This is a genomic window from Stenotrophomonas sp. GL_101, from assembly GCF_057835675.1.
The window spans coordinates 2,706,193-2,731,748 of record NZ_CM174432.1; the positions used below are offsets into that span (position 1 = coordinate 2,706,193).

The following is a 25,556-nucleotide window of genomic DNA, read 5'->3' on the forward strand; positions in this document are numbered from 1 at the left end:
CGGAAATCTCCGGTGCGACGCGCGGGCGCGTCAGTAGCTGGTGCTGAGGTTGAAATGGAAGCGCGGGTCGTCCTTGCGGGTCGACGGGCCATCGCTGTAGGGGAAGGCGTAATCCAGGCGCAGCTGCAGGTGCTCGCCCAGTCGCACGGATGCGCCCAGGCCGACCGAGGCCAGGTTGTACTTGTCGTCCTGCTCGGGCAGCGGCTTGCGTAGGCGCAGGTAGGCGGCATCGGCGAACGCGTACAGCCGTGCATCCAGCCAGCTGCCCGCGCGCCAGGCCGGGGTGCGCCACTCCAGGTTGGCCAACGCGCCGTAATCGCCGATCGCCTCGGCCGACAGGTAGCCACGTACCGTGTACATGCCGCCGGCGGCGAACTGTTCGGCCGACACCAGCGGTGCGTCGGTCACCTGCAGCGAGCTGCGCGCGTACCACTGCCAGTCACTGCCGAAGGTATGGGTATGGGACGCATCGGCCTTCAGCGCGACGAAGCTGGGGTCGGCGCGGAAGCGTTTCTGGTCGAACGCAGCGGTGTCGCTGCCGTAACCGAACAGCCGCCGGGTACCGGCCACCAGCTGTACGCCGATGCTGGTGACATCGCGCTCGCCCTGCCGCACCCCCGTGAACCCCAGGGTGACCGGCGCGTACTTCAACGGCGTGGTCATGCTGTCCTGGCCCAGCCGGGTGTCCTCGCGGGTGTCCTTGAAGTCCACGCCCACGCTCAGCTGACGCCACCAGGCGCTGCTGCCGGGCAGCTGGTAGGTGAGCTTGAGACCGAGCGCGTGGCCATCGCCGAGCACGCTGGTGCCGCCGCCGGCGCCGCCCTGCCCGCCCACGCTGAGGACCTGGCTGTCGGAGCGGTAACCGGCAAACTCCAGGCCCCATGGGGTGCCCTGGAAAGGGGCCACGTAGCTGGCCGAGATCACCTTGGCCTGGTCGGTATCCTGCGGCGCGGTGTACACGCTCAGCGAGGCGCTGTGACCGCGCTGCCACAGGTTGTCATGGCCAATGGAGGCGCTCAGCCGCAGGTCTTCGGTATCGGCGCTGTGGTCGTTGTTGAGCGCCGCGCTGGCGCGCCACGGCGAGCGGTCCTCGACCTGCAGGTCCACATCCATGGTGCCTGGCGTGGCCCCTTCGCGGACCAGCGGCATCACCTGGCGACGACCGCCCCGATTGAGCGCGGACAACTCGGCCTGGGCCGCGTCGAAATCCGGCACCCGGCCCTCGGCCAGCGCCGGTACCTGCGCGCGGATACGCTCGGGCGACTCGTACCTGGCCCCTACCACGCGCAGCTGGCCGATCGGGGTCTGGTTGACCTTCAGCAGCACCACGCCCGCCTTGACCTGCTGCTCGGGCAGGTCGACGAACACCGACTGGTAGCCGGCCTGCTGGTACAGCTCGGTCAGCGCATCACGCGCGGCCTGCACATCGTCCATGCTCTTGTCCGGGCCCAGGAACGGCGCCACCGCCTGCTCGATCCGGCGCGTGTCCAGCACGGTGTTGCCGCGCACGATGTATTCGTTGATGGTGACCTTGGCAGGGGCCGGCGGACCGGCATCGGCCTGCTGCGCGATCGCCAGTGTCGGCAACGACAGCAGCGCCAGCGCGGCGACAAGGCGTTGCCGGGGCAGTGGGAAAACGGCGGAACGGCGCTGTTCGGGTTTCATCTCTGGGATCGCGTCGTAGCAGGAAGCGGAAGCGCGGTGTGGCGCGCTGGTACTCCTTCAGGACGTGTACGGCGCGTCAAAGCCGACAGCCGATTGCCGATCCACGGCAACCGCACCGCCGCCACGCGCCCACTGCGGCGTGTCAGTACCTCTGGAATACGCGGGGTCCTTCGACGCCGCCCTCGCAGCCGACACGATGATGGCCACTCAGGGCGACGCCGCCGATGGCAGCGGTACGATGCCGTCCTGTGGCAACGGCGGCAGCATCGGCGCGGGCAGCACGCGCAGTTGCCCGGCCTGCTCCAGCTGCACGCCGTCGGCCGACACCGCCGCCAGCCGCGTGGCGGGCCCGAGCCGCTGGCCCGGCGCGAACGCCTGTGCCGGCGCACCATCGATGGACAACAGCGCCAGCGGGGCGTGGGTCGCGGCCAACACCCCGTGCACCTGCACGTCGGTGCGTACCGAGCCCGGCGACAGCAGGCCGACCAGCGCGGCGATCGCCGCAGGGTCCAGCGCGGGACTGGCTGCATTGGCCAGGCGTGCGCGTGCCGGTGCATCGCCGCCCGGCGCTGCATTCCAGGCCCAGCCCCAGTACCCGACCACCGCCAGCAGCACCGCGGCCGCCAGCACGGTCATGACGCGATTGCGGTCCCACTGGCGCATGTCCATGGCTGCGTTCCTGCGATGCCGGTTGCCGAGGACGCTAACAGGCGCAGCTGACGCTTTTGTTTCATCAACCGGGCCTAGGCTGGTGGCGTTCGCCCATGGCAGGAGGCAGGCCCGATGCATACACGGCACACCGCCGGTTTCACCCTGATGGAACTGATGGTGGTGCTGGTGATCATCGGCATCTGCACCGCCGGGATCGGGCTGGGCATGGGCACCCTGCTCGATCCACAGCGCAGGTTGCGCCAGGACGCGCTGCAACTGGCCCAGCTGCTGCAGGTGGCGCGCGACGAGGCGCGCATCGATGGCCGCAGCATCCGCTGGCAGGCCGATGCGACGGGCTATCACTTCAGCCGTCGCGACACCGGCCGCTGGCTGCCGTTGCAACGCGATGACCTGTTGCGGGCACGCCAATGGCAGGCCAGTGACGTCCAGGTGCAGCCGGCCAACGGCGTGGAGCTGAGCCCGGAGTGGATCGGCGTGCCGTGGGAGGTCGTGCTCGCCTCGGGCACGCAGCGGCTGCGGGTACGCGATGACGGCAGCGGCCAGTTGCAGGTACAGCCATGAGCCGACGCGTCCGCGGGTTCACCTTGATCGAAGTGCTGATCGCGCTGGCCATCGTGGCGGTCGCACTGGGGGCGGTGATGCGCGCAGTGGCGGTGGCCACCGATGACCAGGCACGAATCCGCGACCGGCGGCTGGCCTTGCTGTGCGTGGAGAACCGCTGGCAGGAGCTGCGCCTGCAGGCCCAGCCATTGCGCGACGCACGCTGGCCCTGCGTGCAGGGACGCAGCGATTTTGTGGGCCTGCAACACATCGAACACGATCCGACCGGCGGTACCCTGGTGCAGTTGGCGGTGTATCCGGCGCAGGACCTGCGCCAGCGCCTGGTACTGGTGCGCAATCCCTGGACCGGCGCGCCATGAAGCCCGGGCAACGCGGTTTCACCCTGATCGAAGTGATGATCGCCCTCACCGTCATGGCCATTCTCAGCGTGATCTGCTGGCGTGCGCTGGACAGCGTGGCCAGCAGCGACCAGCGCCTGCGCGCGGCCGATGCGGAAACCACCGCGGCGTTGCGCGTGCTGCAGCAGATGCAGCGGGATATCGACATGCGCGCCGACGATGAACTGCTCAACGGCGTGTTGCGCCCGGCAGACGTACCGCAGCGGCTGTTGCCGCCGTCACTTGCCAGCACCCGCGACCCTGCCGGTGGCTTCGCGCTGGACATCACCCGCCGGGTCGGCACGGAGCAGGAACGTTGGCAACGCGTGCGCTGGTTCCAGCAGGGCGGGACCCTGCGCCGCGCCAGCGGTGCGCCCGGCACGCGTTATCCGTTGCCGGCGCCGCCAGCCACGCCCGCGCTGGAGGTGGCGCAGGACGTGCAGCGTTTCGATGTGCGTGCCTGGCAACCCGGCCGCGGCTGGCAGGCGCTGCCGGCCAGCGCCGAAGCATTGCCCGCACAGGGGCTGGAGGTCACCCTGGTGCTGCGCGACGGGCGTGGACTGCGCCACTACCGGCGCGTGCTGGCGCTGCACTGAGCACCACCCACGGCGCCACTCGCCTGGCGCGCCGGGCGGGCGCTACCGCCGCTCGGTACGCGAAGGCGCCTCGGCCTGCGGGAACCGGAACGCGCTGTCGGGGTCGTAGGCGCCCACCGGATCGCCGCTGCGCGGCGTCGGCTCGGCGCTGCCGCTGGCACCAAAGCCCAGCACCTGCACGCTGATCTGCGACGGCGTATTGCGGCGCGCATCGTCCTGGGATTTGCGCATCACATCCTGCGCCGCCTGGCTGGCACTGTTGGCTGCGGCACTGGCTGACGCCAGCGCATTGACATTGACCGTGGCCAGTACCGGCAGGCCGGTGCTTTCCCCCTGCACCTGCACGTTGGCGGCGTTGAGCACCTGCAGCGCTGCCAGGTTGACGTTGCCCGACACACGGATGCCCGCTTCGCCGGCGTCGATGGTGCCCAGCGGCGCGATCAGGTCCACATCGCCCGCCGCGACCTCCGGGATGGGCGCCAGCGTGGCGATGCCGGCACCGGTGGCCGGCGCCTGCGGCGACAGGTTGACGTTGCCCCACTGGTCGTAGACGCGCAACGCCGGGGTGTACAGCACCGAGGTCATCGCACCACGGCCGGCATTGATGTCGCCGCGTACCGACCAGGCCTGGATGCTGCCGCCGAAGGTGGTCATCACCCGCGACAGGCCCAGCAGCAGGCTGCCCTCGCTGAACAACCGGATATCGCCCTGGCCCTGCGTGACCAGGCCCGCCGACGGAGGCGGCACTTCGCCCTGCACGCCGACCACGATCTGTCCGCCCGGCGCCATCAGCTCGATGTTGCCGCCGGCCTGGGTACGAATACCGGCCCCCCCGAACATCACGATATCGCCGGGGCGATCGATGCGGGTACCGGCCGCATCCGTCTCCGGCAGCAGCGTGGCGATGGCCTGGCGACCGCGCAGGTAGGAACCGAAACGCGGCCCGCCCACGGCGTTGTATTCGCGGCCACTGTCACGCAGTTCGGCATGGTAGACCTGACGCAGGAAGATGCGCTGCTGTGCCGCCGGCAGGGCGTCGAAGGCGGCCAGTGCCTGGGTGCCATCGCCACTGAAGCCGAAGCGCTGCTGCAGCCATTTCTGCAATGCGTCGCCGTAGACCTTGGCCGCCTTGCCCGGCTGTTCGGCCAGGGTCGATGCCGGGTCGGCCAGGTTGGCCGGGTCCAGGTAGCGTGCGCGCACGGCGGCGTAGTCGATATCCTGGTTGCCGGCGGTGACCGCGATGCTGGCGCCGGGGCGGGTATCGCCCTGTGCCAGGCCACCGGTGCTGACGATGCTGGCCACATTCTCCTGGCGCACCTGCCGGCCCGCACTCACCTCGAGGTTGCCGGGCCCGGCGATGCGGATATCGGTGTGCACGATGTCGCGCCCGGCGTCGACCACGCTGATGTCGGTCGGGCTGTTGTTCAACGCGCCCAGCGTGCTCAGCAGGATGTCGCGGCCTGCGCGTACCTGGAGCGGTGCGGCCACGTCATCCAGGGTGAACACCGTGCGCTGGCGACCATTGGCCTCCGGCACGCGTCGCAGCAGCCACTGCTGGCCGCTGCGCAGGCCGATGATGTCGCCCTGCACGGCGTAGAAGCGGTTCGGTGCCCCCCCGGCAATGCGCGCATCGGCAAACTGCAGCGTGGCCGCACCAAACGCGAACAGCGGAAGATTGCCCTGTGCATTGGCCACGGCCGCCTCCACCGACACATTGTCGGCCTTCCAGACCGGGCCGGCGGCGGCGATGAAGGCCGGATCGAACGGCGTCGGCAGGCGGATATCGGCACCGCTGCTGCTGATCGCCACGCTGCGCTCTTCGGCCAGGATCGAGGTGTTGGCCAACACCTCCAGTTCCCCGTGCGCCGACGGTCGCGTCAGCAGCACGTCACTATCATTGCCGGTAGTGGCGGCCTTGCCCAGCTTGACGCTGCCGCTGGCCGCCAACAGCCGAACCCGGGAAGGCAGCATCCAGTAACGCAGCAGGCTGCTGCTGCCGGTGAAAAACTGCTCGCTGGACACGTCGCGTCCGCCGAGATGACGCGGGCCCACCAACGATGGGGTGAGATCGCCGCCGGCGGCGATCATGTCCAGTGCGGTGGCATCGGTCCACAGCGAGAACCAACTGGTACCGGCAAGCGCGGTGCCATCGGAGCCGGTCACGGCGGTGTAATTGACCGACGCCACGCGCCCGGCATCGACCACCGCGCCGAGTACCGCGTCACCGCGGGCCTGCAGCAACGCAGCGGCATCGCCCATCACCAGTACCGGCCCGCCCATCGCTTCGCCGCGCTGGGCCACGAACGGATCCGAGGCCCGCGCCGCGGTGCCCAGCCCGGCGTAGCTGAGCAGGTTGGTGGCGATGCCGCCGATCCGCGAGGCCTGCAGCACCAGTTGCCCACGCAGGTTGACCAGCGTGCCGTTGAGCTCCAGGTTCTGCTGGTTCACGTTGGGGGATTGGCTGGTGGCTGCCAGGGTCGGATTGAACGCGCCGGCGCTGCGGATCGACAGATCGCCACCGCCGGTAAGGTGCAGCTGGCCCTCGCTGACCCGGCCGGTGGAACCGACCGCCGCGACGATTGCCGTGGAATGCGCAGCCCCGTTCGCACCCGACAGCGCGCTGCCCTTGGCCTCCATCACCCCGGCATGGCCACCGGCCTCCAGGCTGAGGTTGCCGCCGCCGAGCGTACCGAAGCCGGTGAACCCGACCATCCGCGGGGTGGCGCGCGCTTCGTTGCGGATGTTGGCGTAGGTGCCGAAATTGATCCACCAGCTGGTCGCGATCGGGTCCACGCCCTGCACCGTGCCGCTGCCCTGCCGCCACAGCCAGTTGCCCACCGCGCTGCTGGCATGGCCGGCGTACTCGGACGTGCTGGCACCGCCGCCGGGCAACGCGGTTTCGCCCCATACATCGCCACTGATGTTGCCCCCGGCCACCACGCGCAGGTTGCCGCCGGCATCGGGATACCACGCCTGGTAGGTGGCCAACGCGGCGTCGTAGGCGCCGCCGGCCTGCACCGCGCCCAACAGCGCCGACTTGCCCGGCGCCGCAGCGCGGTCGAGATCGAATGCTGCGTCGCGGCCATTTCCCAGTGCGGTCGGCGTGCCGGCGGTGTACACGCCGAATGCCGAGCGCATCGCCACATCGCCGGCAGCCAGCAGCGACAGATCGCCGGTGCCGGTGCGCAGCACGCTCCAGGCCGGGCTGCCGAACTGCCTGCCGTAGGTGGTCTCCTCCACCAGCGTGCCGCCGCCGTAGCAGACGTCGGCGGCCTGTGCGCAGAACTCCTCTTCGGTCTTGGAGAACAGCGCGGCCACTTCCTTGGCCGGACGTCCGGTCAAGCTTTCATCACCGGCCCAGGTCAGTGCCCCTTCACGGGTGACCAGGCGCGGTGCATTTTCGCAGGCGCCGGCGAAGGTGTCGCAGAACGCGTCCTCGGTCATGCCAAACTGCTCGGCCAGTTCCGCCACCGGCTTGCCGGTCCATGTTTCGTCGCCCCAGGTATCCAATGATCCTTGTTGGGTGATGATCCGGTCGCCGATGAAGCGCGAGGTGGTCTCCACCGTCCCGACGCTGCCGTAATGGTTGTCGGCCAGCACCAGGTCGCCTGCGGCACCGAACCGACGCGCGCGCATGTCCGCTGCGGTCGCATCGGCACCGGCCACCGCGGTCAGGTCCCACGAGGTGGTGCCTTCGGGCAGCATCGGCGCCAACGCCCAGTTGCGGCCCTGGCTGCCGTCCGCGCCCACCGGGCGCAGGTTGACCGGCTGGTCGTCGGGCAGCTGCAACGCGGTCATCGAGGGAATCAACGACCCCGGCTTGAGGTCCAGCGCGGCATCCAGGCGCATGTCGGCCGGCAGCGGCACCCCCGCTGGCCATACCTGTCCCTGCACCGCCAGCGCGCCGTCCAGCTGGAAACCTGCCCCCAGCACCGCGCCCGGGCCCAGCGCCAGCGGTGCCGACAGCACCGTGCCGGCCGCAATCATCTGCCCGTCTGCGGTGGTCACCGCCGCGCGCAACACGCTGCCGGTGCCCAGCAGCAGGTCGCCGGCAATGCGCATCGCGGTGGGTAGCACGGTGCCCTGCGGCAGGCTCATGGCGCGGAACGGCAGCGCGTAGTTCAACGTCGAACCGGCGACGAAGCGGGTACCCGGCTGCAGCTGCACGCCTTCGTTGGGCACGATGATGTCGCCACCGAACGGCGTGTGCGGCGTGCCGTCCGGGTTCTCCACCAGCACCCAACCGGCTTCGTCGGGGTTGGCCGGGGGCGGTGCGAAACCATCGTTGATGCTGCCGCGCAGCTGGATGTCACCCTCGGCGCGCAGCACCAGCGCCGCCGATTCGCCAAAGCCACGCCGCGCCGGGTCATTGCGATCGGCCTGCGGCCCATAACGGTAGCCGGACAGGTCGATGTCACCGGTCACCACCAGGTCGCCGCGGGTGTTGTCCTCGCCCACCGTGGCCAGGATCTCGACACCCGGTCGCAGCCGATAGCTGCCCAGTGCCGCCAGGCGCTGCTGCAGGCCCGCATTGCCCGCTGCGGCGTCATGCCAGCGCCGGTTGTCCGGATCCACCACCTGGTCCAGCCAGGCCTGCGTCACCTGCTGCGGGCGATTGCCGTGCACGTCTTCGCCGGGCGCCAGCGGCGCATCGGTGTAGCGGCGGAAACCGTTGACCTGGATGTCGCCGGCACCGTCCACGCGCAGCCCGTTGGCCACCGCGATACCGGCATCATCGGCGCCCACGCGCGGCACGTTGATGCGCAGTGTGCCGCGCGCGCGGCCATCGTTCTGCCCGGCCGCATTGCCCACGCCGACGGCGGTGCCACTGCGCAGATCGATCTGCGCGGCATCCCCCAGCTCCACCCGGCCGTTGGCGCTGGTCAGTTCCACCTGCGCGCGGTTCGGGCTGTCGATGATCTTGCCGTAGCTGTCCACGCGCAGGCCGCTGCCGTGCGCATCCAGGCTGCCGTCCACGCGCAGGACATCGCGCGCAGCCAGGTGGATGCTGCCCACCTGCACGCCGCTGGCGTCGATGCGGCCGGCCACGTGCAGGCTGCCGCCATCCACGCTGATATCCACGTAGCGCGCCTTGACCTCCTCGCCCACCACCAGGTCGCCTTCGCCCAGCTGGAAGCTGCGCGCACCGGTCACCCCGCCCGCGGTGAGGCGCTGGTTCAACCCCTGGAAGTCCTGCAGCTGGCGGGCACGCAGCACCAGCTCGCCGCCGTCCCACGGCACCTGCGTACCGCCGGCATCGTGCTGGCCACTGGCGCCGGCGGCAATGCTGCCGGCCAGGTCCACGTGGCCGCCCTGCGCGCCCATCGCATCGACGGTCAGGCGCCCGCCGCGGTTGTTGATCGCCGACAGGTCGATCCGCGCGCCCGCGTCGCTGCGGACATCGCCCTGCGCCGCGCTGAGCTGCACGTCACCGCCCCAGCTGTACTTGTCCACGTCCAGCAGGCTGACTTTGCGCCCGGCCAGGTCCAACTGCGCATTGGCACCCAGGGTGACGTTGTTGCGGGCATCGGCGGTCAACCGCCCCGATGCCAGCTGTACCTTGCCATCCAGCACGATGTCGCTGCCCTGCAGCGACAACTCGGCGCCGAGCGCGGCGTTGTCGGCCGCCGCACCGCCGCCCTGCAGCGCCACCCGGCCGCCACTGCGCACCGCCAGCTGCGCGGCGGCCGCGCCGGTCAGCAATGGCGTGGTGATGTCCAGCGCGCCGCCGCTGTACTGCCAGCCCTCACCGGCCACGTACTCGCCCTGCTGCTGGAATACCGCCAGGCTGCCTTTGCCGGAGAACACCAGCCGCTCGCTGGCCTGCAGGTTCACCGCCGAGAAGCCCAGCAGCTGGCGGTTGGCGCGTGCTTCGGCATTGCGCTGGGTAAACGGCGCCGCGCCCAGTTCGACGGTCCTGGCCACGATGTCCAGCTGCCCGCCGCCCAACCGGTCCACCATCGCAGCACCGGCCGGCACCGTGGCATCGCTGCCGATCCTCTGCCCTGACGCCAGGCTGCCATCCCACACCAGCGTGTCGGCGTAGATGGTCGCGCGATCGCCCGCCGCGCCGTAGCCATGGATGGCCGGCGCGCCCAGCACCAGTTGCTGCAGACGGCTGCGCCCGGTGGCGCTGTCGCGCGCATCCAGTTCAACGTTGCCGAACACATTGATCGCCTCGCGCGCGCTCAGGCTGAGCGTTTCCAGTGCCGGTGCCTGGGTGGCGGTATTGCCGCGCAGCAGCTGCTCCAGCACCTGCTGGTTGAGGACCAGGCCGGGTGGCAAGCCACCGCCGGCGGCGAACGCCTGCAGCGCATCGGCCTGCCCCAGGTTGATCGCCGACACCGCCAGGCCCAGCCGACGCGTGCCGTAGCTGGCGTTGTCGTGCACCTGCAGCCGGCCGTCGGTGGCGGCCATGATGCTGCCTTCGGACACCACCAGCGCCTGGCCACTGCACTGGTCCAGGCACGCACCCAGCTGGATGTCCACCGCGCTGCTGCCCTGCGAGGGCAACAGGTTCACCTCGCCATTGGACACGGCCAGCAGCGCCGCATTATTGCCCTGGTAGAAGTAGCCATCGCGCGCGTCGAACGACGCCGCGCCCCGGCCCAGCGTGCTCAGCGTGGCACCTTGTTCGACCAGGATGCCCTCGCCGCCTTCCCTGGCGGTCAGCAGCAGTTCCGGTGCCAGCAGTGTTGCCCCGGCCCGCACCCGCACCGTGCTGGTGGCCGCGTTGATGACGGCAGAGGGCTGGGTGTAACTGGTCACCCTGAAGTCGCCCCCCAGCACCATGCGGGCCGGCTGCAGTGCGTTCAGGGCCTCGGCCTGGATGATCGCGCCGGTGGCATCGTGCGGAACCGCTGCGCCGCTGGCGACCACGTCCAACGCCTGCCCACCCGCGGTACTGACCAGCAGGCTGCCGCCGAAGCCCTTGCTGCCGGTGGCCGCGGCGAACCTCGCCTGGCCTGCCACCTCCAGCGCGGCATCACCGTTCTGCCCGGCACCGCGGGTCAAGGTAAGCGCCAGCAGGCCTGCATCGACGGTCTGCATGCCCCGTGGCAGGCCGCGGCGCTGCGCATCGCTGGCCACGAACGCGTTGTAGCTGGTTTCGTTGTAACCGGAGTGGCGGCGCACCCCCTCCGCAGGGGTGAGCAGCAATTGGGTCAGCAGCGGCGACAGCGTGCCGCCCAGGCTGCTGCGCTGCTGCCCGGACACACGCCAGGAGCCGGTACCGGTCGCCGTTGCGACGGTGCCGGTATTGCCGCGGGTGCCGATCTCCACCCGGAATGCACCGGGCTGCAGGGCGTACACCGCGGGCAACAGGGTATAGGTGCCGGCCGCCAAGCCTGGCACGCCGGCCGGTATCACCACCTGCTGGCCAAGCGCGGGATCCTGGCTGCCCTGGGCCATGCCGGCCGGCGCCACGGTACCGGCAAAGCCGGGGACGATGGCATACACCGGGTTGCCCGATGCACTGAACGCATACGCCGGATTGGCATCGGCCAGCGCATGCCGCAGGATGTCCACCGAGCCGCCGCGACCACTGACATGCGCCGCGCCGGTCAGTTCGCCGCCGCCGGACATGTCCAGCAGCGCGCCGGCTTCCACCGTGGTCTGCCGCGCCGTGATGGCCCCGCCGATGCTGGCGGCATCGACCAGTCCGCCGATCGGTTGCGGTTCCTGCTGGCTGCCGTTGAGGTACCACTGCAGGCCGTCCACGGTGCCGCCATACGGCACGGACAATCCGGCCGCACTGGTGGAGGTGATGCTGCCTTCGCGCAGCACCACGGTTGCCCCGTCGCCCTGCGTGCTGGTCCCGCCGATGCGCAGCACCCCCAACGGGGCACGCACCACGCCGCCCTGCTCGATCTGCGGACCGGACAGGATCAGCGAGCCGAACACCGTGTGCGGGGTTGCCGCATCGGTGCCTGCGGTCCGTGCGATGCGCAGCCGCGCCTCGGGATTGACCCAGCTGCCGAGCAGGCCCGACTGGATATCCTGCTCCTGCAGACCCACCCCGATCCGTGCGCGCGCGCCGCTGACCGGATAGATCTGCGCGGCGGTGAGGTCCATCTGCCCCGGCGCCAGCAGCTGCGCGCCGATGTTGTCGGCGCCGGCCACGCCGGCCAGCATGCGCAGATCCCCGGCGCTGCGCAGATCGACCTGGTCGAAGCCGGCGAAATACACGGTGTCGCGCACGTCGATCAGGTCTGCCACGGCATGCAGCGCATGCCCGGCGCCGGTATCCAGCGCGACCGCGTCGGTGGTGCGAAGCTGCTCGGCGGACAACTGCTGCCAACGGCCCTGCGCCAACCGCAGGTAAGGGGCCGAGAGGTCCAGCCTGCTGTGCGCCGCAGCCCCCGGGGAGAAGCCCAGCGCGGTGCGGCTGAGCCCATGCACGCGCAGGCTGCCCCCCAGTGCCAGGGCAACGTTGCCGTCGGCACGCAGGTCGCCAAATACCGCCAGGTGGTCGAAACCGCCGGCGTGGATCTGCTCGACACTCAGGTAGGCATCGCCATAGGCCGGCGTCGTTGCGCCCGACGCCGGCGCACGCTGCTGGCCCAGGGTGATCGCACGCGGCGCCAGCACCTCGCCCACGGTGTTGGGCGCATAGATGCCGCCGCCGAAGGCGATGCCGAGCGTGCCGCCCTGCGCGTTTCCACCGCCGGCCGCCGCCTCCATGCTGCCGTCCAGATACAACGCATTGGCCGACCGCAGCACGATGCTGCCGCCATCGGTATCGACCTGCTGCGGGCCACGCCCCTGCACTTCCAGCCGGGCGCTGGTGCCGCCGGCGCGCAGCTGCGCGCCCTGCTCGATCACCACGAAGGCATCGGCCGGACGGTTGGCAATCTGGTCGTTCTGTTCCCAGTCCAGCGCGCCGCCGATCTCGATGCTGCCACCGGCATGCACCACGCCCTGCAGGCGGCCACCGGCATCGACAGCGGTAAAGCTGTCCGCGCTGGCATCCAGCACTGCGGCGCTGCCCAGGCGCCAGCTGCGCGTGCCCGCGGCGCTGTCGAACAGTGCGAGCGGTCCGCGTACATCGTCGATCGAAATCCGACCACTGCGGGCGCGCAGCGTCCCGTTCACGCTGATGTCGCTGCCGGCGCGCAGGGCAATTGCCTCACCGCTGTCGACCGCCACCATCGCACCGTCGCCGATGCGCAGGCCGCCGCCCTGCAGGGCGCGCTCGGAGCGCAACGTGAGGCTGGCGCCGCCGCGCTGGCTGACCGCGCCGCTGGCCGGGTCTACCTGGTAAAGCGGGGCCAACCAGCGTTCAAATGCCGCGGTCCGCTGCGTCGCGCGGGCCGCATCCCCGGCCTGGCGCAGGCCTGGGCGGCTGACCTGCAGCACGGTGCCGTCGGCCACTTCCAACCCGGCATGGCCGTTGATGTCGTAGCCGGAGAAACCGCTGGCAAACACCGCCGTAGTCAGCTGCAGCCGCTCGTCGTCAGCCGCTGCGGTCTCACCAATGCGGATGCCGCCGCCGGTTTCCAGCGCGAAGCTGCCACTGCCTTTCATGCCCAACGCGCTGAAGGCGACGTTGTCGCCCAGCAGCACCCGGCCGCTGCCATCGGTAGCCACACGGCCATCGTTGGCCCGCAACAGTACGCTGCCGCCGGTACCGCCGCTGAGCTTGCCCTGCGCCGTCATCCGCCCACCGGCATCGAGCACGATGCGGCTGCCGTTGCCGAGCTGCACGTCGTGGCTGTTTTCCAGGCGTACGCTGCCGCCATCCATCCAGGCGCCAGCGCTGGCCACCGCCGGCGCCAGCAGCGCGTTGCTCCAGGTCCCGGACAGGTCGATGCGGGCGTTGTCGCCCAGCGCCACCAGGCCGCGTCCGTTCTGCAGCAACGGCTGGGTGCTGCCCAGTACGCTCAGCAGGTTGCCGGCCTCCAGGCGGCCGCCATGCGCGGTGATGCTGCCCTCCAGCCGCACCGTGGCCGCGTTGAAGACCAGCGCGGCGCCGTCCTGCAGGCGCAGGTCGCCATGGATCGCGATGCTGGCGGTACTGGCAAGATCCAGACTGCCCCACTGCTGCGCACTGAGCGTGTCGGCATCCATCCAGAAAGTATTGTGGCGTGCAGCATCGATCGGCGACTGCAGGCTCCCGCCGGCCGCCACCGGTGCGGTCTCGCCGATGCGCACCTCGGTGGCCCATCCGCCCTCGCGACCGCGCGCACCAAAGCTGCCCAGCAGCAGCGAGGCATTGCGCGCCACGGCCGTCTGCGCCTGCACGTAACCGTCGCGGCCCTGGTCCGGGCGGCGGTCCTGGCGGCTGCCCTGGAAGGTGCTGGTGTCGATATCGCCTTCCAGCACCACCGTCGCGGCGGACAGTTTGAGCTGGCCGGCATCGCGGCCGACGGTGTAGCCGTTCTCGATCCGGGTTTCGCTGCCGATGATCGGGCTGCGGAAGCTCTCGGTGACGCCCCAGCGCGCATGCGCGCTTTCATAGCCGCGGTACAGGCCGGCAAACACCACCTCGGCGGGCGCGTCGTCCAACCGGTACAGACGGCCATCGTTGCCGCGCAGCCAGGTCTGGAGGAGGGTGCCGCTGGCCACGTCCAGGCTGCCGCCGGCCAGGTTGATCCGCGACCCGGACTGGGTGACCACCTCGCGCCCGCCCAGCAGCACGCTGCCACCCTGCGCGGCCCACTCGCCGATCGAGTGGCCCTGGTTGCCCAGGTAGCCGGCCACTTCCAGCAGGCCGCCGGCGGCGTACCAGCGGTCGGCGTCGTAGCCCCCGGTGCCGGCGGGCACGAAGATCAACGCGCGGCGATCGATCCACGCGCTGTTGTCGTTGAGGTTGTTGAGCTTGCCGCTGTCGCGGTTGTCCGGCGAGTCGCGCAGTTCGTTGCCCTGCACGTTGATCTTGACGTTGTTGCTTTCCATCGACACCTGGACCCCGGTGGCACCGGACACATCCACCCGCGCGCCACTGGCCAGGAAACTGCGTCGCGCCGCGTCCACCACCACCTGGCCGCCGGTGGCCACGGTGAGCGAGTCGGCGGCAAAGGCCACGTCGCCACCGGAGACGATCTCGATCCGCGACTGGTCGCGCCGATCCTGCATCCGCGACAGGTTGTCGAAGGTGCCAATGTTGCTGGCGCCGCGCAGTGCATCCTGCGCGGTGGACTCGGCGATCAGCGCGTCGCGCTGGCTGTCCAGCGCGGTGGTCTTGCCGTCGTCCTCGATCAACACCGCCGTGGTGGACCCGGACGCCAGCAGCACCTCCCCCTGAGTGTCACTGAGGGCATTGAGCAGGTGCACGCTGCCACGCTGGTTGACCGTGGTGGTGGCCACCGCGACACCGGCCTGTTGCACCGTGCGCCCGGCCAGGGTGATATCGCCCTCGCGCGCCCGGATGAGGCCGCTGTTGCGCACGCTGCCGGCACTGCTGCCAGCCCCGATGCGCGGCGCGATCTCATTGCCACGCGTGGTGGAGGCGGTGTTCTGCGCGGTGCCCACGCCCCGGCGGATCACGAAACTGTCGCCCGCGGCCAGTTGCGCCTGGCCTTTGGTGGTCTCGATCTGCCCGGCGTTGTCGACCGTGTGTCCGGCCAGCAGCACGTAGCCACCGCTGCGGGTGGCACTGTCCGGTTCGTGAGTGGTGATGCGCGCGCCCTGCTCCACCCGTATCGCGCCCACGGCATCGGTCAGCGTGGCGGTGTTGGCGTCGACGCTGTACAGGCCGTGGTCGCCGAACTGGGTATCGCTGATCCGGGCGGCCGCCGCCACCAGGTTGCGTACGTTCACCTGGCTGTTGTTGCCGAACACCACGCCATTGCGATTGACCACGAACACGCTGCCGGGCGCGTTGATCTGGCCGAGGATCTGGCTGGGCCGCGCGTTGGGATCATTGACCCGGTTCAGTACCGCCCAGTCCGCATTCTGTTTGAAGGTGAGCGTGGTATTGCGGCCGACATTGAAGGTTTCCCAGTTCAGGATCGCCTTGTCGGCGGTCTGCTCGATGCCCACCTGCACGCGGCCATCGCTGCCGGTACCCTGGATCGCCTCGCGGGCGTTGAGCCACCCGCGGGTGAGCGGGTTGTCATCCACCTTCAGGCCACTCTCGCCGAGCCCGTCGGCAACGACGAAACCGGCGGCGCGCGGGGTCTGCCGCGCCTGTTCCTGCATCCGCTGCTGCAGCGCGATGGCCTGCGCGGCGCTGCCCAGGTTGTCGATGGACTGCTGCAGCTTCTGCCGCGCCGCGTCCTGCTGCTGGGTCGGCGCACCCACGTTGATCGGCGCGCCATTGGGCAGCCGCCCGGTCTGCGCTGCCGCGCCCTGTACCGCGCCCTTGTTGGCAAACCACGCCGGGCTGAAGGCCTGCTGCGCCGACACCGGCGCGGCACTGCTGCCCAGCGCCACGGCGATGGCCCAGGCCATCGGATGGTTGCCGAAGGTGCGGCGGGAAGCGGCGGCGCGGCGCGCGGCAGGCGGGAGCAGGTGCGACATCGGAACCTCGTCAACCGTAGGACCCGCCCGGAGGGGCGGTTGCTGGATGGATGCGGCCGGCGACAACGGCTGGCCACGCCTCTGTTAGACGGTGGCAGCAGCGCAAAGCCGACAGCGGAAGTGAAGACGACGTAAAACGAGAAAGGGTGCCGGCATTGCTGCCGGCACCCCTGCATCAGTCCGTTGATGCCAGACGCTTACGGGCGGCCGATACCGGCGCAGGCCGTGGTGTTGCCCAGGCCGTTGCTGGTGGTGGCCAGCACCAGGTTGTTGCGCACCGATTCGCGCCACACCTGGGTCAGCGGGATGAAGCCGTGGGCACGCACCTTGGTGTCGTTGGTGCCGGTGACGCCGGCGCTGTAATGGGTGCTCAGGAAGCCACGCAGCTGGGCGGTCACCGGGGCGCTCTTGTAGCACTGGCCGATGATCAGGTTGGTGTAGCCGGCGATCGGGTAGCCATCGCTCGGGTTGGTGAACACCGGCACCCACTTCTCCGGGTTGGCCAGGTCAGCGGCGGCGGTCGGCGGGGCGATGGTGTCCAGGGTGCGCGACACGCTCACTTCGCTCGGCGAGAAGCCGCGCAGGCGGGCCACCTTGGTGGCATCGGTCAGGCTCGGGATCACGTCCGGGCCGACGTAGCCGATACGACCGCTGGTGCCGGCCGCGTACACGGTGTTGTACAGCGAGGTGCCGCCGGTGGCCGGCGCGGCGATGAAGTTGGCCGGCGCGGTGTTGTTGACGAACAGGTTCTTGAAGGTCGACTGCACCGAGAAGGCGCCCAGCTTCAGCGTGGTGCCCGACAGGTTCTGCGAGGCGCACACGGTGGTCAGGAAGCGGGTCAGCAGTTCGCTGGTGCCGCTGCTTTCGTTGCGGTACACCACCTGGATGGCACCGGTACGGCCGCTGCCGACCACGCCGGACCAATCGGTGATCTGGCCGGCGAAGATGCCGCACAGGTTGGCATCGGAGATGTCCAGCGCGGCGCCGGCCTTGTTGAACGGCAGGGTCACCGAGGTGGCCACCGACGGCAGCTGCAGCAGCGCACCGTAACGGTTGGTATCGCCGGCAACGTTGTAGGTGCTGGCGTAGGTGGACAGCTCCGACGCGCTCAGCACCGAATCGCTACCGGCAAAATGCACGGTGCCGGTGGCGCCGAACGGGACGGCGTTGTTGGTCAGGAAGGACGACTTGCCAGTGCCCGAACCGGTCACGGCGTAGCTGAAGTTGGCCGGCAGGATGCTGTCGGCCGAGCCCTTGTAGAGGTCGGCCGGCAGCGAGGCGCCACCACCGGTGATGGCCACCTGCGCCGAAGCGGCACCGGCGACGGACAGCAGCGCGGTGGCAACCAGCGCGGCGAGGGTCTTGTACTTGTTCATGCTCTGCTCCTGAAGGGTTTTACGGCAAGGGTTAAACACCGAGGGAGGAACGATCACTACGCCTGCAGTCGCCAGGGGACCTCCCAGTCCGCACCGCGACGACGGGAGTGATGCTCGGCCCGTGCGATGACAACGCGCTTAAGAAAGGTGTGGAACACAGGGAAAAGGTGTGGAAGATGGTGTGGAGGATCGTTGCCTGCCACCCGCAGCGGCGCGCGCTCAGCCCACCAGCTGGTTCATTTCCATGATCGGCATCAGCACCGCCAGCACGATGGTCAGCACCACCCCGCCCATCACCAGGATCATGGTCGGCTCCAGCAGCGCGGTGAGCGCCATCGCGCGGCGCTCGATCTCCCCGGAGATGGTCTGCGCGGCACGGTCCAGCAGCGGTGCGAGCGCACCGGTCTTCTCGCCGCTGGTGACCAGGTGCACCAGGATCGGCGGGTAGACTTTCTGCACGTTCAGCGCCGCGCCCAGCGGCGTGCCTTCGCGCACGCGCGCGGCCACATCATCGGCGCGCTGGGCCAGGTGCGCATTGCCCAGGGTCTGCCGCGCGGCATCCAGCGCACGCAGCAGCGGCACGCCGGCATCGATCAGGATCGCCAGGGTGGAGGCGAAGCGCGCACTGTTCACCCCGATCACGAACCGCCCGAGCATCGGCACCCGCAGCATGGCCGCGTCCCAACGCAGCCGTAGCGGCGGCTTGCGCAGGGCCAGTCGCCAGCCGACCACCAGCAGCGCGATGCCCAGCCCCACCCACACGCCCCACTCGCGCACGAACGCGCTGGCCTCCAGCATCACCCGGGTCAGCAGCGGCAGCACCTGTCGCGCCTGCACGAACGCGGTGACCACCTGCGGCACCACGTAGCTCAACAGGAAAATCACGATCGCCACCGAGACCAGGCTGATCGCACCCGGGTAGATGAACGCGGTAATCACCTTGGCCTGCAGCTTGTTGCGCTCTTCGATGTAGTCGGCCAGCCGCTCCATCACCCGGGCCAGGTCGCCGGAGTCCTCCCCGGCGCCGACCAGCGCCCGGTAGATCGCCGGGAAATCGCGCGGCCGCGCCGCCAATGCCGTGGTGAGCCGTTGGCCGCTGCGCACATCACTGCGTATCGCCGACAGCGCCTGCACCACATGCGCCTGCTCGGACTGTTCGATCACCGCGCTCAGCGCCGCTTCCAGCGGCAACCGCGCGGCCAGCAGGCTGGCCAGCTGGCGCGTGGCCCAGGCCAGCTCGCTTGCCGACACCGCGCGCCGCCGCCATTGCCCGGCGCCCTCGCGCACCGGGCGGATCTGCACGGGGGTCAGCCCGCGCCCGCGCAGGGCCTGGCGCGCCGCACGCGGGGTCTCGGCCTCCAGTTGGCCTTTCTCGTTGCGGCCGGCGCGGGTGATTGCCTGGTAGTCGAACAAGGGCATCGCGGGTGCCTTCAATCGTCGCCGGTAACGCGCAGGATCTCTTCGCGCGTGGTGACCCCATCAGCCACCCAGCGCATGCCGTCCTCGCGCAGGCCGCGCATGCCGGCCGCGCGGGCAGCCGCGCGCAGGGCCGGCTCGCCCTGCCCTTCGTGGATCAGCGCGCGCACGCGGTCGTCCACCACGAACAGTTCATGGATGCCGGTGCGTCCGCGGTACCCGCTGTGGCCGCAGGCCGCGCACCCCACCGCGCGCCACACCGGCTGGCCATGCGCATCGTGGTCGGCCTGCCGGCAGTGGATGCACAAGCGGCGCACCAGGCGCTGCGCCAACACCCCGCGCAACGAGGACGCAAGCAGGAACGGTTCCACCCCCATGTCGGCCAGCCGGGTCACCGCCGAGATCGCATCGTTGGTGTGCAGCGAGGCCAGCACGCCATGCCCGGTCAGCGACGACTGCACCGCGATCTGCGCCGTCTCCAGGTCACGGATCTCGCCGATCATGATGGTGTCCGGGTCCTGCCGCAGGATCGCGCGCAGCGCAGTCGCAAAGGTCATGCCGATGCGCGCATTGACCTGTATCTGGCCGATGCCGGCGAAATCGTATTCGACCGGATCTTCCACCGTGAGGATGTTGCTGCTGCCACTGTCCAGCTGGCCCAGCGCGGCATACATCGAGGTGGTCTTGCCGCTGCCGGTCGGCCCGGTGACCAGCACGATGCCGTGCGGCTGCCGGATCAATCCGGTGAACGTGGCCAGGGTGTCGGCCGCCATCCCCAACCGTTGCAGCTGCAGGCGACCGGCATCCTTTTCCAGCAGGCGCAACACCGCGCGCTCGCCATGCCCGGTGGGTACCGTGGAAACGCGCACGTCGAGCGGGCGGCCGCCCACCCGGATCGCGATGCGCCCATCCTGCGGCAGGCGTTTCTCGGCGATGTCCAGGTGCGCCATGATCTTGATCCGCGAGACCAGCGCCGCATGCAGCGCACGTCGCGGCTGCACCATGTCGCGCAGCGTGCCGTCCACCCGGTAACGCACCACCGAATGGGTTTCAAACGGTTCGATGTGCAGGTCGCTGGCACCGTCACGCGCGGCCTGCGCCAACAAGGCGTTGATCATGCGGATCACCGGCGCATCGTCCTGCGTGTCGAGCAGGTCGGTCACCTCCGGCATGTCCTGCATCAGCCGGTCCAGGTCGACCTCGCTCTCGGCGGCACCGACCAGCGCGGCCGCATCGCCGCCGTCACGGTACTGCTCGCCAAGCTGCTGCTGCCACTGCGCGTCATCGAGCAGTTCCAGCCGCAGCGCGCCGTGGCGACGGCGCAGTTCGGCCACCGCCCAGGCGGGGGTCGCCACGGTACCCAGCAGCACCGGTCCATCCTCCCGCTGCTGCAGCAGCACCCCCTGCGCGCGCGCCCAGGCAAAGGGCAGCGTCGGTCGTGCCATCGCGCTCATGGGCCGATCACCAGTTCCGGGGTGTAGCCCAATGCGCGCAGCTGCTGCAGCGCCGGGTCCAGGCTGGCCGGGTCGCGCGGCACGCGCAGGCGCAGCCGCTGGCCGCCACCGGGGGTTGCTTCTGCGTAGGCCTGCAGGCCAAGGGCACCCACCTGCGCAACGGCCTGGGTGGCGTGCGCGGCATCCAGGTTCTGCGCGAACTGCAGCAGTTGCACGGGGCTGTCGGCCTGCGCCAGCAGGGTGGCCGCCGAAGTGGGCGCGGCGGTGTCCTGCAGCCCACGGGTAGCGGCCTGGCCCAGCATCGGCAGGTCCTGCGGCAGCAGCTGCGGCGCGGCCATGTCCGGCAGGGCCCAGCTGGATGCCGGTTGCGAGCCGGCCTGCGCATGCCGCATGAAGTCGTAGCGATCGCGGGTCAGGCGCTGGCCGGCGGCCGGGTCACGCACCACGTGCGGGCGCAGGAACACCATCAGGTTGGTCTTGGTCCGGTTGCGCGTGTCACTGCGGAACAACGCGCCCAACAACGGTATCCGTCCCAGTCCCGGAACCGCATCGCGACCATGGCTGACGCTGTCCTCAAGCAGCCCACCGAGCACCATGATCTGGCCATCATCGAGCAGCACGCTGGTATCCAGCGCCCGTTTGTTGGTGACGATGCCGGTGGTGTCGTTGGAGCGCTGCGGGTCGATGCTGCTGACTTCCTGGTAGATGTCCAGCTTGACCGTGCCGCCCTCGGAGATCTGCGGGCGTACCTGCAGCTTCAGGCCGATGTCCTCGCGTTCGATGGTCTGGAACGGATTGTTGCTGCCGCCACCGCCATCGGTGACGTAACGGCCACTGATGAACGGCACGGTCTGGCCGACCATGATGCTGGCCTTCTCGTTGTCCAGCGTCATCAGGTTGGGCGTGGACAGGATGTTGGCGCCACCGCGGCTCTGCAGGGCATTGGCCAGCGCCTTCAGGTTGAGGATCTCGCCGACCCCGGGCAGGCGCAGGGTGCCATCGATCACGCCCAGGTTCAGGCCGTCCTTGGCCAGCACGTCCAGCGTCGTCCGCGCGGTCGGGTTGATCCCGCTGCCGCCGAAGCGGGTGCCGCCGAAGGTGCGGCCGTTGCCGAGCATCCACTGCACCCCCAACTCGGCCGCGTCGGTCTCGGTCACCTCCACGATCAGGCTTTCCACCAGGACCTGCGCGCGGCGCTGGTCGAGCTGGTCGATCACCCGGCGCAGGTTGCGGTACACCGGCTCCGGCGCGGACACCAGCAGCGTGTTGGTGGTGGTGTCGGCCTGGACGGAGATGCCATTGTGGCTGAAGCCGGTGTTGTCTTCCTCCGCGTTGCTGCTTTCACCCAGCCGCGCCGACCCCGGCAGCGCCGCGCTGCCGGCCGTGCTTTTCTCGGCCGATGGCGTCCTCGCGGTACCGGCACCTGCAGGGTTGGCCGGCATCGCCGGGCTGATCCCCAGCGGGTCGCCGGCACGCGGCGCATCGCTCTGGCCGGCGATCACCCCGCGCAGCACCTTGGCCATCTGGGTGGCCTGGGCATTGCGCAGGTACACCACGTGCAGGTTGCCGGATTCGTCCTGGGCGCGGTCCAGTTTTTCCACCAGCTGGCGCGCCAGCCGGGTCCGCCCGGGGCTGCTGGAACGCAGCAGCACGCTGTTGCTGCGCGGGTCTGCCATCACCACCACCCGCTGCGAGGGCTCGTTGCCCTGCGCCTCCAGCAACGGGCCGACCATCGCCGCCACATCCACCGCGATGCCCTGCTGCAGCTTGACCACATCGGTGTCCATGCCTGCCGGCGTATCCAGGCTGGCCAGCACCCGCGCGATACGCTCCAGGTTGTCGGCGTAGTCGGTGATCACCAGCGTGTTGTTGCCCGGGGAGGCGGTGATGGGATTGTCCGCGGCCACCATCGGCCGCAGCACCGGCACCAGCGCCGCGGCATTTTCGTAGCGCAGGGTGAAGGTGCGGGTGACCATCTCGCCGCCACCGCCGGTGCCGCCCACCTGCCCGCCCATCAGCTTGGCATCGGCCTGCGGCACCACACGGCTGACGCCTGCCGAGTCGACCACGGCAAAACCACGCATGCGCAATGCGCCGAGCAGCAGTTGGTACGCCTGCGCACGGTCCACCGGGCCATCGGACACCAGCGTCATCTTGCCGGTCACGCGCGGATCGATCAGGAACTGGCGCCCGGTGAAACGGGCGGCCATGCGCAGCACGCCGCCGATATCGGTATCCACCAGGTTGAGCCGCACCTGCTCATCGGCGGCCGCCGACGCCGCTGGCGCCTGCGCAGCGGACGGCAGCGGGGCGCTGGCCCAGGCCACCGCCAGCAACACCGTCCACCCTGCCCGCCTGGCACGGCTCATCGGCGGCCACCGTTGTTGTCACCGCCCACCACGATGCTGCCCGAAACCCGTGCCGCTGCCATGTTGGCATCCCCTGTCCGTTCCAGTTGCAGTTCCCGCAGCGGCATGGCCGGGTTGGCCAGTACCGGCAGCAGCCAGTTCCAAAGTGCATCGGCGGGCACGTCGCGTGCCTGCACGACCAGGTGCCCATTGCGTTCGCTTATCCGCACCTGGCCTGCCAGCGGGCTGGCCTGCAGTTGCGCGCGCAGCGCGGCCAGCGTCGGCACGCCGGCCGGGTGCTGCAGCCGCCGCGCCTGCAGCAGGCTGTCCAGTGCCTGCGCCTGTGCCTGCAGCCGTGGCAGTTCGGTGCGCCAGTGCTGGTGCTGCCGGGCCAGCGGCTCCCACCAGCCCACCCATAGCAGCGCCGCGCCGATCGCCAACGCCATCACCGCCAGCAGCACGCGTTCGCGTGCCGCCAATCGGTGCCAACGGTCGCGCAACCCAGCCCCGCGCGCCCGCCGGGGCCCTGCCCCTGCGGGCCTGCCGGTGATGGCGGCCATCAAGGCGTACCGGCCGCACGGATAGCCAGCACGCCGTCATCCTGCACGGTCAACTGCAGCCCCTGGCCCTGCAGCGCCTGTTGCCAGTGTTCCAGCCGCGCCGGGTCATCCAGCGGCGCGGCGGCCGGGTCCAGCCACAGCTGCAACAGGCCCGGCCGGTACTCCATCCGCGTCGCGGCCCCGGCCAGCGCCGGCACCGCCTGCATCACCGATGCCGCAAGCTGCTGCACCTCCGGCGGTTGCGGCGGCGTCGCCGCTGCCGTGGCCACCGCGCGGCGCGCCTGCCGCAGCGGGTCGACCACCTCGCCAATCTCCGGGAAGGCCGCACGCAGCTTCCGCTGCATGTCCTGCTGCAACGCCTGGCCTTGCCCGGCCCAGCGCCACGCCTGCGCCTGCAGCCCCAGTGCGGCCAGCAGCACCGCGACCAGCCCCAGCGCAACAGCCAGCCGCGCGGGCCGCGAGGCGGCGCTGGGCAAGGGCAACGACCAGCCCGGCAACGGGCCGCTGCACTGCTGCTGCAACGGCAGCACGGTGGTTGTTTCGGCAGTAGCCGCCCATGCCTCCGGCACCGCGGCGATCCATTGCGTGTGCGGCACGCCCTCGCCAGCCAACCGTGCGCCCAGTTGCGCGTACGCCACGTCGTTGTCGCCTCGCACCCGCCATTGCACCCAGCCGTGGTCCACGCTGGCGCGTACCAGCAGGTGGTCGCCACATTCCTGCAACGTCGGCACGCCCTTGCGCAATGGCAGCAGCAGCGGCGTGGGATACAGCGCCTGCAGGCGCAGGCCGGTACCGGCAAAGGCGGCCACCACCTGCTGCAGGGCCTCGCGCCCCAGCCAGGCCACCGGCACGCGTCCATCGCGGCCCTGCGGACCATGGGCGAAGGCAACCTCGGACAGATCCTCCAGCAGCAGCACCTCGATCTCGCCCTGCAACGCCACCTCCAGGCGGCGCCCGGACAACGGCGGCAACAACAGATCCAGCAGGATCAGGTCCTGCACATCCACGCAGGCCACCGCAAGGGCCGCAGGAAAGCGCGCGCCCAGCACCGGCAACGTATCTTCGCCCTGCGCCAGCATCGCCTCGCGCTGCATCCACACCCACTCGAGCGGCGTGCCGGGCGACAGCGATGACACCGGCGGCAGGCGGATCCGAAGCTGGCCCTTCATGCGCCGATCCTCGTCCACATGCGCTGGATGCGCACCCCGGTGTCGCGGTGCTCGCGCCAGATCAAGGCATGGAATTCAACACGTGCGTCATCGGCCTGCACCTGGCCGGTGGCCAGGAACCACTCGCTGTGGATACCCACCTGCATCTCGTAGGTCTGGGCCTGGCTCAGTTGCAGCCGGTGCGCGATATCGCCGGCATTGAGGAACCAGCGCCCCCGGTCGCGCTCGGCCACGGCCGCCTGCAGCCTGGTCGCCGACAGCCACGGCAACGCCGCGCCCATCAGTTGCACGGTACTGGTGTTGACGTTGAGCAGCGTCGGTACCGGCAGCACCACGCTGGCCCGTTGCAGGGCCTGCACCTGCAGCGGATCACTTGCCGGCAGCGCCAGGGCCACCACGTCCTCGCGTGGCAGCGGCCCCTGGCCCCGGCCCGGCCCGGCCACGCGTGCCACGACATAGGCCCGCACCTGCTCGCATTCGGCCGCGCTCAATCCCTGCGCCGCACACACCCGCAGGAACACCGCGAGCGCCTGCGGATCCGGGCGTCCATCGCGCACCAGGTTGCGCAGGTTGAACAACGCCTGCGCATCCTGCAGCTGCAACCGCACCGGCAACGGCGACTGCAGCGCGATCGGTCGTTGCCAGCGCCCGCCGACCACGGTGTTGAGCTTCTCGCCGGCATCCTCGCGCAATTGTGCCGAGGCACGTTCGATCGCCGCATCCACCGCCATGCCTACCTGCACCCGCAGCTGTTCGCCGCGCAGGGTGCGCAGTGCGGTCGACTGGCGGGCGATCAGCCCACTGGCGATCACCGCAACAATGGCCACCACCAGCATCGCCATGATCACCGCCATGCCCCGCTGGCCTCGCTGAAACGGCCGCCCCGACCTGCGCAATGCG

The 25,556-nt window shown here is 70.2% G+C and carries 13 protein-coding genes; 3 read left to right on the forward strand and 10 right to left on the reverse strand.

Annotated features, from left to right (window positions below; translation table 11 throughout):
* Positions 1-30: 30 nt before the first annotated feature.
* Together AC3IR9_RS11940 and AC3IR9_RS11945 are read right to left on the reverse strand one after the other, a co-directional pair.
* Positions 31-1,665: a ShlB/FhaC/HecB family hemolysin secretion/activation protein gene (locus tag AC3IR9_RS11940; protein WP_489290965.1), complete on the reverse strand. Its 1,635-nt coding sequence runs from the start codon at positions 1,663-1,665 to the stop codon at positions 31-33.
* A gap of 207 nt (positions 1,666-1,872) precedes the next feature.
* Complete coding sequence (locus AC3IR9_RS11945; RefSeq protein WP_489290966.1) at positions 1,873-2,334, reverse strand: hypothetical protein; 462 nt, start codon at positions 2,332-2,334, stop codon at positions 1,873-1,875.
* Positions 2,335-2,448: 114 nt separating this feature from the next.
* Between AC3IR9_RS11945 and gspH the strand changes: the two genes are divergently transcribed.
* The 3 genes from gspH to AC3IR9_RS11960 are packed head-to-tail and all read left to right on the forward strand — an operon-like array spanning position 2,449 to position 3,871.
* On the forward strand, positions 2,449-2,898 hold the full coding sequence (gene gspH / locus AC3IR9_RS11950) for a type II secretion system minor pseudopilin GspH (protein WP_489290967.1): 450 nt from the start codon (positions 2,449-2,451) through the stop codon (positions 2,896-2,898).
* Entirely contained in the window at positions 2,895-3,257 is a 363-nt protein-coding gene (gspI, locus tag AC3IR9_RS11955; RefSeq protein WP_489290968.1) for a type II secretion system minor pseudopilin GspI, read from the forward strand. Before gspH ends, gspI begins: the two co-directional genes overlap by 4 nt.
* Entirely contained in the window at positions 3,254-3,871 is a 618-nt protein-coding gene (locus tag AC3IR9_RS11960) for a PulJ/GspJ family protein (protein ID WP_489290969.1), read from the forward strand. The genes gspI and AC3IR9_RS11960 overlap by 4 nt, the downstream gene beginning before the upstream one ends.
* 42 nt (positions 3,872-3,913) lie before the next feature.
* Here AC3IR9_RS11960 and AC3IR9_RS11965 read toward each other — a convergent pair whose 3' ends face one another.
* The 8 genes from AC3IR9_RS11965 to gspK all read right to left on the reverse strand — a co-directional run bounded on the left by AC3IR9_RS11965 (position 3,914) and on the right by gspK (position 25,510).
* Positions 3,914-16,333, reverse strand: coding sequence for a filamentous hemagglutinin family protein (locus tag AC3IR9_RS11965; RefSeq protein WP_489290970.1), 12,420 nt, complete (start codon positions 16,331-16,333; stop codon positions 3,914-3,916).
* Between the two features lie 197 nt (positions 16,334-16,530).
* Positions 16,531-17,709: a substrate-binding domain-containing protein gene (locus tag AC3IR9_RS11970; RefSeq protein WP_489290971.1), complete on the reverse strand. Its 1,179-nt coding sequence runs from the start codon at positions 17,707-17,709 to the stop codon at positions 16,531-16,533.
* Between the two features lie 219 nt (positions 17,710-17,928).
* A complete protein-coding gene (gene gspF / locus AC3IR9_RS11975; RefSeq protein WP_489290972.1) occupies positions 17,929-19,128 on the reverse strand; it encodes a type II secretion system inner membrane protein GspF in 1,200 nt (399 codons plus the stop codon).
* 11 nt (positions 19,129-19,139) lie between these two features.
* On the reverse strand, positions 19,140-20,579 hold the full coding sequence (gene gspE / locus AC3IR9_RS11980) for a type II secretion system ATPase GspE (protein ID WP_489290973.1): 1,440 nt from the start codon (positions 20,577-20,579) through the stop codon (positions 19,140-19,142).
* Positions 20,576-22,948, reverse strand: coding sequence for a type II secretion system secretin GspD (gene gspD, locus AC3IR9_RS11985; RefSeq protein ID WP_489290974.1), 2,373 nt, complete (start codon positions 22,946-22,948; stop codon positions 20,576-20,578). Before gspD ends, gspE begins: the two co-directional genes overlap by 4 nt.
* Positions 22,945-23,487: a type II secretion system protein M gene (locus AC3IR9_RS11990; protein ID WP_489290975.1), complete on the reverse strand. Its 543-nt coding sequence runs from the start codon at positions 23,485-23,487 to the stop codon at positions 22,945-22,947. Before AC3IR9_RS11990 ends, gspD begins: the two co-directional genes overlap by 4 nt.
* Positions 23,487-24,656 carry a type II secretion system protein GspL gene (gspL, locus tag AC3IR9_RS11995; protein WP_489290976.1) on the reverse strand — a complete coding sequence of 390 codons (1,170 nt, stop codon included), beginning with the start codon at positions 24,654-24,656 and terminating at the stop codon, positions 23,487-23,489. Before gspL ends, AC3IR9_RS11990 begins: the two co-directional genes overlap by 1 nt.
* Positions 24,653-25,510 carry a type II secretion system minor pseudopilin GspK gene (gene gspK / locus AC3IR9_RS12000; RefSeq protein WP_489290977.1) on the reverse strand — a complete coding sequence of 286 codons (858 nt, stop codon included), beginning with the start codon at positions 25,508-25,510 and terminating at the stop codon, positions 24,653-24,655. Before gspK ends, gspL begins: the two co-directional genes overlap by 4 nt.
* Positions 25,511-25,556 lie beyond the last annotated feature (46 nt).